This is a genomic window from Amycolatopsis sp. WAC 04169 (genome assembly GCF_003947535.1).
In the GTDB taxonomy this organism is placed as follows: Bacteria; Actinomycetota; Actinomycetes; order Mycobacteriales; family Pseudonocardiaceae; genus Amycolatopsis; species Amycolatopsis keratiniphila.
The window spans coordinates 1-702 of sequence record NZ_QHJI01000053.1; the positions used below are offsets into that span (position 1 = coordinate 1).

Here is a 702-nt window from a genome sequence, read left to right on the forward strand (position 1 = left end):
GAGCATCCCCATTTCCCTGGCCCAGGCCATACTGTGCGCCCGTGCCGCTTCGAGGTGCGGATTCATCCTGGCCGGATGCGGCAGGTAGAACTCGGGCAAGGTGAAAGCCTGCATCTGCGACTGCCTCCCGGGCCGGGGTCGGATCCGTTCCGACGTTTCCAGCCCGCCGCCGCGCCGGGCAACCGTCCACCCGAGCGATTCGGTGCGCCATGGAGTGAATCAGTCCCAGAGTGACTCGGGATCGACATACGGCGCGAGCAATCCGGTCAATATCTCGTCACCGTTCCCGTTCAACGCGTCCTCGGCGATCCGACGGGCGACACCGACGAGGAAATCGGCGGCCTGCACCCGCGGATCGGTCCGGGAATCCACGAATTTCACCCCGGCCAATCCCGGCCTCGCCTCGATCCGGGCGAGCCGGTCCCCTTTGAGCGACGGTTGTTCGTCGTGGACGAGGAAGACCGGCTCCCCACCCGCGCTCCAGTACTCGATGGCGCGGAGGATCGCGGGCACCAGCGGATCGAGGATCTTGGCGTCACGCGCCCGGCCGACCTTCGCCCTCAATTCCGCGCTGTCCCCGGCCATCGCGAAGAACGACCCCGCCGCCGGATCGCGACGGTTCCTGGTCCGCAGCACGTCGTTGAACGCGGCGAGGAGCTCGTCGTCAGGCCGGATTTCCGGGCCGGCGAGCGCCCGGAGTTC

1 pseudogene is annotated in these 702 nt (G+C 67.9%); it reads right to left on the reverse strand.

What is annotated here, in order from left to right:
• Positions 1 to 219: 219 nt before the first annotated feature.
• A pseudogene (locus DMC61_RS40935) lies at positions 220 to 702 on the reverse strand (NAD-dependent protein deacetylase of SIR2 family); the annotation flags it as partial.